The organism is Tardiphaga sp. 42S5 (genome assembly GCF_034044155.1).
Classification (GTDB): domain Bacteria; phylum Pseudomonadota; class Alphaproteobacteria; order Rhizobiales; family Xanthobacteraceae; genus Tardiphaga; species Tardiphaga robiniae.
The window spans coordinates 6,148,366-6,162,713 of the sequence record NZ_CP139027.1 but is presented as its reverse complement, the minus strand read 5'-3'; the positions used below and the strand labels follow the sequence as shown (position 1 = coordinate 6,162,713).

15 protein-coding genes and 1 pseudogene are annotated in these 14,348 nt (G+C 61.6%); 9 read left to right on the top strand and 7 right to left on the bottom strand.

Translation table 11 applies throughout. From position 1 onward, the window contains the following. The first annotated feature begins 8 nt into the window (after positions 1 to 8). Both SFY93_RS28750 and SFY93_RS28745 read left to right on the top strand, forming a co-directional pair. Entirely contained in the window at positions 9 to 296 is a 288-nt protein-coding gene (locus tag SFY93_RS28750) for a cupin domain-containing protein (RefSeq protein WP_068730343.1), read from the top strand. 166 nt (positions 297 to 462) lie between these two features. Continuing rightward, positions 463 to 1,299, top strand: a complete 837-nt coding sequence (locus SFY93_RS28745; RefSeq protein ID WP_320445495.1) for a hypothetical protein — start codon at positions 463 to 465, stop codon at positions 1,297 to 1,299. 84 nt (positions 1,300 to 1,383) lie between these two features. On the opposite strand, the gene SFY93_RS28740 is transcribed toward SFY93_RS28745, so the two are convergent. Together SFY93_RS28740 and rpsU are read right to left on the bottom strand one after the other, a co-directional pair. After that, entirely contained in the window at positions 1,384 to 2,043 is a 660-nt protein-coding gene (locus SFY93_RS28740) for a tetratricopeptide repeat protein (RefSeq protein ID WP_320445494.1), read from the bottom strand. Positions 2,044 to 2,212: 169 nt separating this feature from the next. Continuing rightward, positions 2,213 to 2,515, bottom strand: coding sequence for a 30S ribosomal protein S21 (gene rpsU / locus SFY93_RS28735; protein ID WP_089265892.1), 303 nt, complete (start codon positions 2,513 to 2,515; stop codon positions 2,213 to 2,215). Between the two features lie 283 nt (positions 2,516 to 2,798). On the opposite strand from rpsU, the gene aqpZ reads away from it, so the two are divergent. Further along, positions 2,799 to 3,521 carry an aquaporin Z gene (aqpZ, locus tag SFY93_RS28730; protein WP_320445493.1) on the top strand — a complete coding sequence of 241 codons (723 nt, stop codon included), beginning with the start codon at positions 2,799 to 2,801 and terminating at the stop codon, positions 3,519 to 3,521. A gap of 26 nt (positions 3,522 to 3,547) precedes the next feature. Here aqpZ and SFY93_RS28725 read toward each other — a convergent pair whose 3' ends face one another. Beyond that, positions 3,548 to 4,633, bottom strand: coding sequence for a 5-(carboxyamino)imidazole ribonucleotide synthase (locus SFY93_RS28725; RefSeq protein ID WP_320445492.1), 1,086 nt, complete (start codon positions 4,631 to 4,633; stop codon positions 3,548 to 3,550). An 8-nt stretch (positions 4,634 to 4,641) separates the two neighbouring features. Next, positions 4,642 to 5,130: a 5-(carboxyamino)imidazole ribonucleotide mutase gene (gene purE, locus SFY93_RS28720; RefSeq protein WP_068728790.1), complete on the bottom strand. Its 489-nt coding sequence runs from the start codon at positions 5,128 to 5,130 to the stop codon at positions 4,642 to 4,644. Between the two features lie 126 nt (positions 5,131 to 5,256). On the opposite strand from purE, the pseudogene SFY93_RS28715 reads away from it, so the two are divergent. Further along, positions 5,257 to 5,909, top strand: a pseudogene (locus SFY93_RS28715) (GGDEF domain-containing protein). A 25-nt stretch (positions 5,910 to 5,934) separates the two neighbouring features. Here SFY93_RS28715 and SFY93_RS28710 read toward each other — a convergent pair. Together SFY93_RS28710 and SFY93_RS28705 are read right to left on the bottom strand one after the other, a co-directional pair. Then, positions 5,935 to 6,186, bottom strand: a complete 252-nt coding sequence (locus SFY93_RS28710) for a hypothetical protein (protein WP_068728784.1) — start codon at positions 6,184 to 6,186, stop codon at positions 5,935 to 5,937. Positions 6,187 to 6,611: 425 nt separating this feature from the next. Beyond that, complete coding sequence (locus SFY93_RS28705; protein WP_068728782.1) at positions 6,612 to 6,818, bottom strand: YdcH family protein; 207 nt, start codon at positions 6,816 to 6,818, stop codon at positions 6,612 to 6,614. Between the two features lie 249 nt (positions 6,819 to 7,067). Here SFY93_RS28705 and SFY93_RS28700 point away from each other — a divergent pair, with 249 nt between their 5' ends. Continuing rightward, positions 7,068 to 7,253 carry a YdcH family protein gene (locus tag SFY93_RS28700; protein ID WP_068728781.1) on the top strand — a complete coding sequence of 62 codons (186 nt, stop codon included), beginning with the start codon at positions 7,068 to 7,070 and terminating at the stop codon, positions 7,251 to 7,253. A 168-nt stretch (positions 7,254 to 7,421) separates the two neighbouring features. On the opposite strand, the gene SFY93_RS28695 is transcribed toward SFY93_RS28700, so the two are convergent. Further along, positions 7,422 to 8,525 (bottom strand): NAD(P)/FAD-dependent oxidoreductase, encoded by a 1,104-nt coding sequence (locus SFY93_RS28695; RefSeq protein WP_320445491.1) that lies wholly within the window; start codon positions 8,523 to 8,525, stop codon positions 7,422 to 7,424. Positions 8,526 to 8,715: 190 nt separating this feature from the next. Between SFY93_RS28695 and SFY93_RS28690 the strand changes: the two genes are divergently transcribed. The 4 genes from SFY93_RS28690 to SFY93_RS28675 all read left to right on the top strand — a co-directional run bounded on the left by SFY93_RS28690 (position 8,716) and on the right by SFY93_RS28675 (position 14,340). Further along, complete coding sequence (locus SFY93_RS28690; RefSeq protein WP_320445490.1) at positions 8,716 to 11,385, top strand: sensor domain-containing protein; 2,670 nt, start codon at positions 8,716 to 8,718, stop codon at positions 11,383 to 11,385. Between the two features lie 65 nt (positions 11,386 to 11,450). Further along, positions 11,451 to 12,617 (top strand): ABC transporter ATP-binding protein, encoded by a 1,167-nt coding sequence (locus SFY93_RS28685; protein ID WP_320445489.1) that lies wholly within the window; start codon positions 11,451 to 11,453, stop codon positions 12,615 to 12,617. Then, positions 12,614 to 13,525, top strand: coding sequence for an ABC transporter permease (locus tag SFY93_RS28680; RefSeq protein WP_320445488.1), 912 nt, complete (start codon positions 12,614 to 12,616; stop codon positions 13,523 to 13,525). The genes SFY93_RS28685 and SFY93_RS28680 overlap by 4 nt, the downstream gene beginning before the upstream one ends. Then, entirely contained in the window at positions 13,525 to 14,340 is an 816-nt protein-coding gene (locus tag SFY93_RS28675) for an ABC transporter permease (RefSeq protein WP_320445487.1), read from the top strand. The genes SFY93_RS28680 and SFY93_RS28675 overlap by 1 nt, the downstream gene beginning before the upstream one ends. Positions 14,341 to 14,348: the final 8 nt, after the last annotated feature.

The following is a 14,348-nucleotide window of genomic DNA, read 5'->3' as shown; positions in this document are numbered from 1 at the left end:
ATGAGACGATGCTCGCTGCCCAGTCCGACGTTCAGCAGGACACGCCCGAAGTTCGCGTCACCGAATGGCGACTCGCGCCTGGCGCGGCGACTGGTCACCACACCCATGGGATGGACTATGTGATCGTTCCGATCACCACGAGCGTGATGACCATCGTTGCGCCGGACGGCACCCGTTCGCAGGCGCCGATCACGACCGGCAAATCCTATTTCCGCAAGGCAGGCGTCGAGCATGACGTTCTGAATGAAACCGACAAGGAAATCGTGTTTCTCGAGGTCGAGGTTAAGAAAGCTTAACCTTGTCTGCCTCCAGCGGCTGCCGGTTCATCGTGTTTAGCCTGCTGAGGACGACCTGAAACAATTCAATGCGACGGATTGGAACTTTGCCTTCGATCCGTCGCGATTGATCCCTGAATCAGCCTCAAATTCCTAGCATGAAGCAGCTTGGGGAAGAGGCCGGTTCATGTTGCACAAGTATCTCTCGAAGTTCACCATCGATATCTTGCCGTCGATTCTGGCGACGATCGTGGGTGCCTATATCGTCAATCACTACATCATCCCGAAGGCGAGCCCGGATCGCCCCGCTGCGGCTGTCGCATCGACGCCTGCCGAGCCGAAGCCTGGCACCAAGGCAGCGACAGCCAAGCCCGCCGAGAATTCTGCCGACCTCGCCAATCTGCCCGAATCGGCCCCGGCCAAGGCCGGCGACAAGCCGGTGGTCGAGAAGGCCAGCATCGAAAAGCCCGAGGCGGCCACGACACCCGAGCCGCGCCGCCATCAGCCGGCATTGCGCGAGAAGGCAGCGGCCAAGCCCGCGCCGGCTCCAGCGACGCCTGCGTCCGTCCTTGCCACCGTGGGCACCGCGCCGGCGGCAAATGCCAGTGCCGATGAACGCCGCGACGCCAACGATCTCGCCCGTGCTGCCATCGAGCGCCTGAACCGCAGCGAGCCGCGACCCCAGGAAGCTGCCCGTACGGCTGAGACCCCGCGCGCTCCGGAGGCGCCGCGGGTGCAGGAAGCCGCGCGGACTGTTTCCCCTCCGTCGATGCAGCAGCTGCCGCCGCCAATCGTGGTGGCGACGCCAAGCGTCGAGAAGCTCGATCCCATGCCCTCGCAGGCCGAACGCCCCGAAGTACGTCGCATTCGTCCGCCTGGTGACATCCCGACGCCGCAGCCGATGGATCTGCAAGCGGATGCTGCTGGCACACCGCGATCTGAGCGCACCAACGTGGCCGAAGATGTGCTGTCTGCGGCAAAGTCGGTGTTCAATTCGGTGATCCCGCGCCCGTTCGAGCGGTAAGGGAAACGGTGGATTTTCCGCGCGTCGCTCTCACGCATGCAGGGCGACGCCGTACTGCTATCAGCCTGACTCCTGCCAGCTTAGCTAGCCCGCGCGTCCGCCCGTGCGGGCGAGGCCGCTCCGCGCTGCATCGTCCTTCGGGCGCAGCGCGACAGCGCGGCTGTAGGAGTCTGCGGCCTTGGCCCTGTCGCCAAGCTTCTCATAGGTCGCGCCGCGGGTCAGCCAGACCTGCGCATTGCCCGGTGCCACCTGCGAAGCCTCGTCGAGATCCGCTGCGGCTTCCTGGTTTTTGCCGAGGGCGAGATAGCATTGCGCGCGGCCGAGCAGGGGATCGGCCTGCTGCGGCGTCAGGCCGTTGGCCGACGTAAAATCCGCGATGGCAAATTCATATTTCTTCTCGGACTGATAGAGCAGCCCGCGTTGGTAGAAGGTCTGCGCACTGTGCGGATCGAGGTCGAGTGCCTGATTGAAGGCCAGCAGCGCGTCATCGGGTTTGCCGGATTGTGCGAGCGCCTGCGCGCGTGCAGCGTGGATCTGTGCATCCTGCGGATTGGTCTTGCCGGAATTCGCGGGCGGCGGGGGCGCCAGAGCCGTGGTCTTCGGTTCGTCCTTGTCAGACCCTGGTGTTAGTGACGACAGGTTGAACGAGCAACCGGTGCCGCACAGACCCGTAACGATAAGGGCAATCGCGGTAAGGCCGCTGGCGCCGAAGCGGGACGGGGACTTGCGGACGGGACATTCCATGCAGGGCCAATCTCACGCAGCGACCAATGACCTATTGGTAGCGCGACATCGGGCAAAATGCACCCGATCAAGACCAGCGCGCCAAAGAAGTAGTTCGCGCAAAAAGCAACAGCGCAAAAAAATAACGCGGGCTTTGGCCCGCGTTATCAAACTGGTGGATGAAGTGCGCTTAGCGCGCCGGACGCGGAGCGCCCGCGCCGCCAGCGCCGGGACGGCCGCCACGATCGGCGCCAGGACCCGCGCCGAACACCGGCTTCGGCTTCATCGGCAGCAGGCCTTCGCGCTGCAGCTTCTTGCGAGCCAGCTTGCGTGCGCGACGCACAGCCTCAGCCTTCTCGCGAGCCTTCTTCTCAGAGGGCTTCTCGTAGTGACCGCGGAGCTTCATCTCGCGGAAAATACCCTCGCGCTGCATCTTCTTCTTCAGCGCCTTGAGAGCCTGATCGACGTTATTATCGCGAACGAGAACCTGCACGCGGCATCCTCTTTTCAATTGATCGGATTTGAATTTCGGTAAAGTGAAGGGCCGACAAAGGCCATGCCCTTAACCTCAAGGGCGCCGATGTACCAGATGAAATGGCGAATGTCCACCTTGCGGCGCCGTCATTTTAACCTTCTGGGCCGGGAAAATAACGTATTTTTTCCGAATTTTCCCGGGTGGGGATAGGGCAGGTTCCCTGTCTCGACAGGTATTGGAGCACGGACGCATAATTCCCGCGGCGACTCAGCCGGGACGCCGATTACGACCGGAGAGCATCATGAATGGGAAAAAATACGCGGCCGAGCTGATCGGCACCTTTTGGCTCACATTTGCAGGCTGCGGCAGTGCCGTAATCGCGGCAGCATTTCCGCAGGTCGGTATCGGTCTCGTCGGCGTCTCGTTGGCCTTCGGCCTCAGCGTCGTGACCATGGCCTATGCCATTGGCCACGTTTCGGGCTGCCATCTCAATCCTGCGGTCACCGTGGGCCTTGCGGCAGGTGGACGTTTTCCCGCCGGCCAGATTCTCCCTTATGTGATTGCGCAGGTCGTCGGTGCGGTTGCAGGTGCGGCCGTGTTGTATGTCATCGCCAGCGGCGCTGCCGGTTTCGACCTTGCCAAGGGCTTTGCGTCGAACGGCTACGGCGATCATTCGCCCGGCAAATACAGCATGGTCGCGGGCTTCATCATGGAAGTGGTGATGACCATGATGTTCCTGTTCATCATTATGGGGTCCACGCACGGCAAGGCCCCTGCGGGCTTCGCGCCGCTGGCAATCGGGCTTGCGCTGGTGATGATCCACCTCGTCAGCATTCCAGTCACCAACACGTCGGTGAATCCGGCGCGCAGCACGGGGCCGGCATTGTTTGTCGGCGGCTGGGCACTGCAGCAGTTGTGGCTGTTCTGGGTGGCGCCGTTGGTTGGCGGTGTTCTCGGCGGCGCGATCTATCGCTGGCTGAGTGACGAGCCCGCTGGCGTAGTGGAAGGCAAGGTGGCCACCTGACGAATGAGGCGGTGAAGCCGGCGTCGTTACGTCGCCGGCTTCACCTCAACCACGTGGCCCATCTTGCGGCCGGGCTTCGGTGCGCCCTTGCCATAGAGATGTACGGTGGCGCCGGGGACGGTGAGCCACTTGCCGTAGTCGAGAATATCGTCGCCGATCAGATTGATCATGGTGACCTGGCCGTGGCGGACGGGTTTGGCGAGCGGCCAGCCGGCGATGGCGCGGATGTGCTGTTCGAATTGCGACACCGAGGCGCCATCGAGCGTCCAGTGGCCGGAATTATGCACGCGCGGCGCAATTTCGTTCACGACAAGCGTCGCGCTGTCCTTACCGGGCACGACAAACAGTTCGACGGCAAAGACGCCGACATAGCCCAGCGCAGTGCCGATCTTCTCGGCGATCTCGCGTGCCTTCGCGGCAAGCGCGTTGGAGATGCGTGCGGGCGCATAGGAGAATTTCAGGATGTGATCGCGGTGCTCGTTCTCGGTGACGTCGAAACATTCGACTTGACCGTCGGCGCCGCGTGCAGCGATGACCGAGACCTCGCGTTCGAACGGCACGAAGGCTTCAAGGATCGCGGAGTTGGTGCCGAGATCCTTCCAGACCTGATCGAGATCGTCACCCTCGCGGATGATTGCCTGGCCCTTGCCGTCATAACCGAAGCGACGCGTCTTGATGACAGCTGGCAGACCGATCTTCTTGACCGCAGCATGAAGCTCGCCAGCGTTGGAAACGCCTGCGTAACCGGCCGTGCCGATACCCAGTGACGTTACAAAATCCTTCTCGGCCAGGCGGTCCTGCGTGGTCTGCAGGATTGTCTGTGCGGGCAGAACCGGGCGCCGCGCGTCGAGGATCATCGCGGTGGCAGCCGGCACGTTCTCGAATTCGTAGGTGATGACGTCGCAATCGCTGGCGAACAGTTCGAGCGCCTCGACATCCGCATATTCAGCACATGTCGCGTTCTGCACCACATCGAAAGCCGGCGAATCCGGATCCGGTGAAAAAACCTGACAGCGGAGGCCGAGGCGGGCTGCGGACATCGCCAACATGCGACCGAGCTGGCCGCCACCGAGAATGCCGATCGTATCGCCCGGCTTGAGAACCTTCGTCACCACAGCGCTCACGCCGCACCTTCCGGCTTTTCAGCCACGGCATCGGTCTGCGCCTTGCGCCAGGCGGCGAGCTTTGTCGCCAGTGCCGTATCGTGCAGCGCCAGCACGCTCGCTGCGAGCAGTGCCGCATTGATCGCGCCGGGCTTGCCGATGGCCAGCGTGCCGACGGGCACGCCGCCCGGCATCTGTACGATCGAATAAAGCGAGTCGACGCCGGACAGCGCCTTGGATTCCACGGGCACGCCGAATACCGGGAGTTCCGTCAATGCCGCGGCCATGCCGGGCAAATGCGCAGCGCCGCCGGCACCGGCGATGATGATCTGGAAGCCCGCTGCCTTGGCGCCCTTGGCGAATGCGACCAGCCGGTCCGGCGTACGGTGGGCCGAGACGATGCGCGCCTCATGGGATACACCGAGCGCAGTCAGCGTTTCGGCGGCATGGCGCATGGTTTCCCAGTCCGACTGGCTTCCCATAATAATGGCGACGGGCGCGGTCATTCCGTATTTTCTTTCGCGAATCCAGAAAGATAGGCTGGAAATACAATGTCGTCCCCTTGCGTGGCAAGGAGCGTGGCAAACATGATCTCGTCTTGGTGAAGACTGGCAAGCCTTGTAACAAATCCCATGCAAAAGAAAACCCGAACGCCTGCTGCAAAGTCGGTCAAACGCTCGATGAAGCCGGCGTTGCGCGGTTCCAAGGCGTTGGTGTCGCTGCCGAAAAGCCGCGCGCCGGCGGCCGCGCTGACGATTCGGGCGGCTGGAAGCGCAACTCACACAGGCCGAGGCGAAGATTGCCGAATTGCGAGCTTCGGCGGAAACCGACTTCCTGCTCGACATTCTCAACCGCCGTGGCTTTGCCCGCGAGCTGACCCGCGCCGTGGCCTTCATCGCCCGCTATAGCGCGACGGGTGCACTGATTGTGCTCGATGTCGACCGCCTCAAGCCAATCAACGACGCCTTCGGTCACGCGGCCGGCGACATCGTGCTCAAGGCTGTGGTTGGCGTGCTCCGGCGGCATGTCCGCGCATCCGACGTGATCGGGTGGCTGGGTGGTGATGAGTTCGTGCTGTTGCTGTGGAATGTCAGCGAAGTCGACGCCGCAGGTTTTGGAAGCCGCGATCGACCAGCTCACTTTCGTCTTCCGCGACATCAACGTGTCGGCTGGCGCCTCTGCAGGCGTCGCACTGCTGGGTCCCGATGTCGATGGCGAAGCCACGTTGGTTCAGGCCGACAGGGCGATGTACGTGCGCAAGACCGCGCGACGCGTGAAAGTGTAGTTAGCCATCACCGGCGTTGGCGCCCTTACAGCGCGCTGAGGTCGCTTGGCACTTCGCCAAAGGCGCGGATCACCTGGGCGTCGCCGAACTCGCCGATCATCGGATCGCCGGTACGGCTGAAGGCCAATGCGCCGATTGAACCTGGCGCACGGGACAATAGTTCGGCGCGGCGGATGGCGCCGGATGCGCTCTGACATTCCTCGGCGGCACCGGCGGCCGGCGAACCAGAGTCGTCGTGCAGGAAGGGCAGTGCGACATAATAGGTGATATCGGCCATGGTGCCCTCACGAGTCGATTTGATCTCGGCGCAAGGATGTTCTTATTTTGTTCTTATTGTCAAGTTTCGACAGCGCCTCGTTTGCAGTCGCCCCATTCCGCTCTTGTTAGGCCGCAATAGCTGGCTTGCGCAGTGCGAGCGTCACGTCGGCCAGCGCGAGCGCCATGGCGATCAATTCGCGGAGCCCAGCAGTTTTTACCGCGCCACAATGCGATGCTGGCCAGAATTAAGTCTGCTGTCGTGCCTACGATGCCGCGCGAAAAGAGCGGCGGCCGTCGCGAAGCAAGGTTTTGACGACGGGCGAGTTCAACGCCCAGCCTGCTGCATTCACCGCGAGTTAAAGAAAGCCGATCCATCGATCATCGCGCGTTGAGTTCGTAGCCCTGGCCGTTCTTTAACCCACAGCCACAGCGCGACGCGTTGTCTCAGGCAATAATATCCGGGGTGATCTGGTCTTCGATAAAGGAGATCCGGTCTTTCAGTTGAAGCTTCCTCTTCTTCAACCGTTGCAGTCGCAAAAGATCGGGTGCCGGTGAATGCTGCAAGGCATCGATAGCGGCGTCGAGGTCGCGATGTTCCTGCTGCAATCGGGCGAGTTCTAACGGGAGTTCGCGATCTTCGTCGTCGTTCATGTTTCTAGCTGACTGGATTCGCAAGTCATTTGCGAGAGATTTCTAGAGTGACTATCGCCGGTGCAGGCGCACCACGCAAGCCGTCCGGTTCCAGGTTTTTGCGGCGCAATCAGGTCACGATTCGTTTCAGACGATACCCGAAACTCAAAATACACTTTTCAATACCCATCGACAGATGTCCACTGTCATGTAGAATTCATCGTCCAACCGAACGTATCCTGAGGTTCAATCCTACCGAGGAGTTTTCGAATGGCACTACAGGCGCATCTCGTCGAACTGGAACGCAAGCACAAAGTTCTCGAAAGCGAATTGCACGAAGCGCTCGTGCACCTGTCTACCGACGATCTCCGCATCGTCGAACTCAAGCGTCGAAAACTGATGGTCAGGGACGAAATCCAGCGTCTCAAAAACGGGGCCAGCGAAACGGTGCATTGATCAACGGCTGCACTGATCAGCGAACGATAAATCACAGCATCGACATCGCCGTCTACGTCACTGCTTTCGCGTAGGTGCGATGACGTCTTCCCCTCATCCCGCGATAGGTTTGCGACGAAGCTCCAGTATTCGGTTGGCCTGGATCGCTTCGCCTGCAACCTTTCGCGTTCAATGTCCCGCCATCTCAGCCACGTAGTCCGCGATGGCCAGCGATGATGTCAGCCCCGGTGACTCGATGCCGAACAGGTTGATAAGACCCGGCACGCCATGGGTCTGGGCACCTTGGATCATGAAATCCTGCACCGCGACTGCGGGCGGCACGATCTTCGGCCGCATTCCGGAATAACTTGGCATCAACGCGCCGTCCGGCAAACTCGGCCAGTAACGCCTGATGGCCGGATAGAACCTCTCTCCGCGTGCCGGATCGACCGTGTAGTCGATATGATCCACCCACTCGACGTCAGGGCCGAAACGCGCCTGACCGGCCAGATCGAGCGTCAGATGCACGCCGAGGCCGCCCGGTTCCGGCACGGGATAGATCAGCCGCGAGAACGGTGCTTTCGCATTGCAGCTGAAATAACAGCCTTTCGCCAGATAAGCGGGCGGTATCAGGTCGAGCGGCATGCCGTCGAGCATGCGGGCGATCGCGGTTGCGGACAGGCCTGCGGAATTGATCAGCATGTCGCAGGCTAGTGTCATCGGAGCCTCGCCGCCGACATCCAGTTCGAAACCGTCGGCGGTGACCCGGCCACGTTCTAGGGGAGCGAGGAATGCGAAGGCCGCGCCCGCGGCTTCCGCTTCACCGCGCAGCGACAACATGTAGCTGTGGCTGTCGACGATCCCCGTGGAGGAGGACAACAGCGCGGCTTCGCAAGCCAATGCCGGCTCCAGCGCCCGTGCCTCTGTCCCGGATAATTGCTCGAGATCAGCGACGCCATTGGCTTCGGCATGCGCTTTGATCGACGCCAGTTTGGCGATCTCCTCCGGACGTGTGGCGACGATCAGTTTCCCGGAGTTGCGATGTGGGATGCCGCGATCGCGGCAATAATCATAGAGCGCCTGTTTTCCAGCGACGCAGAGCCGTGCCATCAGGCTTCCGGCCGGATAATAGATGCCGGCATGGATGACCTCGCTGTTGCGCGACGAGGTCACGGTACCGATCGCGTCCGCGGCCTCCAGCACGATGACCTCGCGTCCCGCTTCCGCCAGTCGCCGGGCGATCGCAAGACCCACGACGCCGGCGCCCACCACCACGCATTCAACCTTGTCCATGTCGCGTCCGATAGTTTGCTGCGCCGGTCAGCTGCGGTTCGACCTTGCGCATGTGGCGCATTAGTAAAACATTAAGCATCACAGCTAATTACCACCAAATTTCGCCGCATTCTGCAGGTGCGACGATACGCATTTACCTGATCCACATACCTGTAACCAAACACTCACGCTGCGAATACGCGGGTGTGTAATGACTGGCAAGATCGGGCGATCAGACAGCAAGGCGGCAGTGTCCGTCATCGCGGTCGCGTGCCTTCTTGGCAGCATTACCGGGGCCCATGCCGAATCCCCGGCGGTTCATTATATCAGTGAACTCGACCCGCAAATGATCTGGCAGATTCTCATCGGTGGGTTTGTCGCGCTGGCATTTCTCGCCGCCATTGTGCTGTGGGTCGCCTCGGCGCTGCGAAATGTGCGTCGCGAGCAGCAGCGTCGCAATGCGTTTGTCGGTTCTGCCCTCAATCATCTCGGCCAAGGTATCGTGATGCTCGACGACCAGAAGCGGGTCGTGTTTTGCAATGATCGCTATCTTGAGATCTACGACCTGACGCGCGCCGACATCACCAAGGATATTACCGGCCCAGGATTGCGTGAGTTACGCCGCCAGCGTGGCAAGCTCGATCTGACCACCCAGAGCTTCTACGAGCAGACTGTTTCCGCCGGCGAGTACATTGCCGAAATGCCCGGCGGGCAATCCGTTCACGTCAAGTTCAGCCGGCTTCCCAATGGCGGCGCCATCGGCATTCATGAGGACTGCACCGAGCAGCGTTTCCTGCAACGTGAGCTTGCGACCACCAAGCAATTCCTCGAATCTGTCCTTGATCACGTCCCGATCTGCGTCGCGGCCAAGACCATTGACGATGGCCGCTATATCTTCGCCAACCGGGCTTTCGAGACCTTCTCTCGGCTCTCGCGCGATAAGATCGTCGGCAAGCGACCGGATCAGATATTCTCCGCACAGTCTGCGAAAGCGATTGCCGAAGCCGACGCCCTGGCAGTGGAAACACGCAGTCAGTGTCGCAGCGAGTTCAATGTGGAGATTGGTTCAGACGTCCGCACGCTGGATAGCAATCGCGTGATTGCCTTTAACGAACGCAATGAGCCGGCATTCCTGATTGCGCTGTTCGAGGATGTGACCGACCGCAAGTCGCTGTCCAAGGAACTGGAGAACGCCAAGAAATTCCTTGAGACCGTACTCGACAACATTCCTGTGTCGCTGATGGTGCAACAGATCAGCACCGGTCGTTATCTGTTCGCCAACCGCGGCGCAGAAGTCATTCTGGGTCGCAAACGCGAAGACGCTATCGGTCTGACCGTTCCCGAAATGCTTCGCCCGGAAGAAGCGAAGCTGATCGTCAGCCGGGATCAGGCAGCGATCAGGGGCCGAACACCGATTGCGGAAGAGCATCCGATCAGCACGCGCGACGGATTGCGGCTGTTCCTGACCCGGCGGGTCACCGTCCTCGACGAAGCAGGCGAGCCGCAATATCTGATCAAGACCCACGAAGATGTCACCGACCGCCGCCAGACCGAGGCGCGGATGGCGCATATGGCCTATCACGACGGCCTGACCGATCTGCCGAACCGCCCGGCCTTCTTGCAGGCTCTGTCGCAGATGATCGATGCCTGCGGCGAGACCTCCGAGGAATTCGCGGTGCTGTCGATCGATCTCGACGGCCTGAAGGAGGTCAACGATGTCTTCGGCCATGCCATCGGTGACAAGCTGCTGATCGAGGTGTCGCGTCGTGTCGATGCAGCCGTGGGCGGCGGAGTTGTGGCGCGGCTCGGCGGTGACGAGTTTGGCGTGATCATCGACGGCGCGCAGCCCGCGGCCGGGCTGTTGATCGCAGAGCGGATCTCCGCGGCCCTTGCGGAGGAATTCCCGATCGAGGGCAAATCGGTGCGGACAGGCGTCACCACGGGCATCTCGCTGTTCCCGCGCGACGGCCATGACCCGGCCGCGTTGCTGGCGAATTCCGGCGCGGCGCTGTTCCGTGCCAAGTCGCAGTCGCGCGGTTCGATCAGCATCTTCGAGCCGCAAATGGACCAGCAACTGCGCGATCGCCGCGTGCTGCATCAGGACCTCTCGGCCGCGATCCGCAATGGCGAATTGTCGCTGCACTACCAGCCCCAGGCACGCGCCGGCCAGACCGTCGTCGATGCCGACATTACGGGCTTCGAGGCGTTGGCGCGGTGGATTCATCCGACGCGCGGTTTCGTGCCGCCCGGAGACTTCATTCCGCTGGCCGAAGAAAGTGGCCTGATCGTCGAGATGGGCGAGTGGATCCTGCGCCAGGCCTGCCTTGAGGCCGCCTCGTGGCCGGTACCGCTGCAGATCGCAGTCAACCTGTCGCCCGCGCAGTTCATGCACGGCGATCTCGTCGGCCTCGTGCATTCTATCCTGCTCGAAACCGGCCTGCAGCCCGGTCGCCTTGAGCTGGAAATCACCGAGGGCGTGCTGATCGAGGATTTCGATCGCGGCGTCGCGTTGCTGCGGCGGTTGAAGGCGCTCGGTGTGCGCATCTCGATGGACGACTTCGGCTCCGGCTATTCCTCGCTGACCTATCTGCAGGCATTCCCGTTCGACAAGATCAAGATCGACCGCGCTTTCGTGATCAATCTGGGGCTCAATCCGCAGTCCGCCGCCATCGTGCGCGCGGTCATCGGGCTGGGCCATGGCCTCGACGTCGCGATCGTTGCGGAAGGCGTTGAGACCCACGAGCAACTCTGCTTCCTCGCCAGCGAAGGCTGCGACGGCGTACAAGGCTACTTCATCGGGCGTCCTGCCCCGATTGCGCAATATGCTGCGCTGGTCGGACGGATTGCCGCCGCTGCGCCCGCCGCGCGCATGGTCGGTTGAGCGACAGGCCGTTGCGAAGTGCTGATGTTGTTGAGCCCGCGGCGTTCCGCGGCTAGCTTGCGGTTATGACGAATCTCACTGCGACAGTCGCGGATCCGGCGGCCAGCGATGCGCCGGTCATCGCCTATCCCACGCCCTTGCTGCGGATCGACGGCGTCACCAAGAAATTCGGCGCGCATAGCGCAGTCGACGATCTCTCTTTGGACATCAAGGCCGGTGAATTCTTCGCGCTGCTTGGCCCGAGCGGCTGTGGCAAGACCACGTTACTGCGCATGCTGGCTGGTTTCGAAGCGCCGGACACGGGCAAGATCGAGTTGAACGGCGAGGATATCGCTGCGGTCTTGCCGCATCAGCGGCCCGTCAACATGATGTTCCAGAACTACGCGCTGTTTCCGCATCTCAACGTGCGCGACAATATCGGTTTCGGTCTCAAGAGCGCTGGCCTGACGCGTCTCGGCATCGATACGCGGGTTGCCGAGATGGTGGCGCTGGTCAAGCTCCAGGGACTGGAGAAACGCCGGCCGGATCAATTGTCGGGCGGCCAGAAACAACGCGTGGCGCTCGCCCGGGCGCTGGCGCGGCATCCGCAATTGTTGCTGCTCGATGAGCCGCTGGCAGCTCTCGACAAGAAGCTGCGCGAGGAAACCCAGGTCGAGTTGATGGCGCTGCAGCGCCAGCTTGGGACCACCTTCGTGATCGTCACCCACGATCAGGAGGAGGCGATGACCATGGCCGACCGCATCGGCGTCATGAATGAAGGTCGCCTGCAACAGGTCGCGACACCGCGACAGCTCTATGAGGCGCCGGCATCGCGCTGGATCGCGGAGTTCGTCGGTGACATCAACATCATCGAGGGTGGCATCACGCACCGCGACAGTCATCGCCTGACCATTGCAGGCCGCGATGTAGGAACCCTGTTTGCGATCGAGCCGCGACAGCCTGTCGGCGATGCGGTCATCTGCGTTGCGATCCGCCCGGAGAAGATCCGGTTGTCGCGTCGCGGGCCGGCAACGGACCTCGTCAATAGCGGCGCCATGAACAGCCTTGAGGGTGTCATTTCCGACGTCGGCTATCTCGGCGGTCGCTCGCTCTACAAAGTGAAGCTCGACCGTGGAGCCACATTGCGGGTCGCTCTCGCCAATACGGCGCGGCTCGATGTCGATGCCTATTCGATCGGCGAGCGCGTTGCGGCATGGTTCGCCCCCGATGATTGCGTGGTGCTGGTTCAATGAGCCGCAATCGCATCTTTACGGCGCCGGCGCGGCTTGCTGCGATCCCGCCCTATGTCTGGATGGTGCTGTTCTTCCTGGTGCCGTTCGGCTTCGTCTTGAAGATCAGCCTGTCGCAGACAGCCATTGCGCAACCGCCCTACACGCCGGTTTTCGGGCTGTCCGAAGGGATCGCCGGGCTGAAAGCGTCGTTTGCCGCGCTGTCGCTGGATAATTTCCGGCTGCTCGTTTCGGACAATCTCTATCTCGCATCCTATCTGCGCAGCGTCCTCGTCGCAGTGGTGTCGACCTTGATCTTGCTCACGGTCGGTTATCCCATCGCCTATGGCATGGCGCGGTTGCCGCGGCGCTGGCAGGGCGTCGCAATGATGCTGGTGATCGTGCCGTTCTGGACCTCGTTCCTGATCCGCATCTATGCCTGGATCAACATCCTGCAGCATGACGGCTTGCTCAATAAGGTCCTTCTTGCGCTGCACGTCGTATCGACGCCAATCGTGTGGCTCTCCACCGACAGTGCGATGTATCTCGGCATCGTCTATTCCTATCTGCCTTTCATGATCCTGCCGCTCTATGCCACGCTGGCGAAGCAGGACCCGTCGCTGATCGAGGCCGCCGCCGATCTCGGCGTCTCGCGCATCGACGCCTTCTGGCTGGTGACAGTTCCCTTGTCGCTGCGTGGCGTCGGCGCCGGTGCACTGCTCTGCTTCATTCCGATCATGGGCGAATTTGTAATTCCTGATCTGCTCGCCGGTTCGAATTCGCTGATGATCGGCCAGACACTGTGGCTCGAATTCTTCACCAACAAGGATTGGCCGGTCGCCTCTGCCACTGCCATCGTGTTGCTCGGACTGCTGTTGATCCCGTTATTGGTCTATGACCGGCTGCAGCGCCGGCAGCTGGAGGCGCGCTGATGGCCCTGCATCCGCTCCGCCTGTCGCGCTTTAACGTCACGTCGCTGGTGCTTGGCCTGGCGTTTCTCTATCTGCCGATCGTCATTCTGGTCATCTATTCGTTCAACGCGTCTCGCCTCGTGACCGTGTGGGGCGGCTGGTCGACGCGCTGGTACACCGAATTTTTCAACGACCGCGCGATGCTGGACGCTGCCTGGATGAGTCTCCGTGTGGGTGTCGTGTCAGCAACACTGGCAACGCTGCTCGGCACTTTGGCAGCTATTGCGTTGACGCGTGGCGCGGGATTTCGCGGCCGGATGCTGATGTCCGGGATGCTCTATGCGCCGCTGGTGATGCCCGAGGTGATTACCGGCCTGTCGCTGCTGCTGCTGTTCGTGGCGCTGGATGCCGGGCGCGGCTTTGTCACGGTGACCATCGCCCACACCACACTGACCATGTGCTTTGTCGCTGTCGTGGTACAGTCGCGTCTCGCCGGGATCGATCGCAGCCTCGAGGAAGCGGCGATGGATCTCGGCCGCGATCCGCTCCGCGCATTTATAGCCGTCACGTTGCCGCTGATCTGGCCGGCCATTGCAGCGGGCTGGATGCTGGCCTTCACACTGTCGCTCGACGACCTCGTCATCGCTAGTTTTACGACCGGGCCGGGTTCGGCGACGCTACCGATCCGGATCTATTCGGAAGTGCGTCTCGGCGTGAAGCCGGAGATCAACGCGATCTGCACGCTGATCGTCGGTTTCATCGCCGTCGTTATCGTGCTGGCATCGCTAGTGTCGAAACTGTCGAGCGCCCGCGGCGAAAGCGCCGCGCCGTTGTAAGGCAAAAA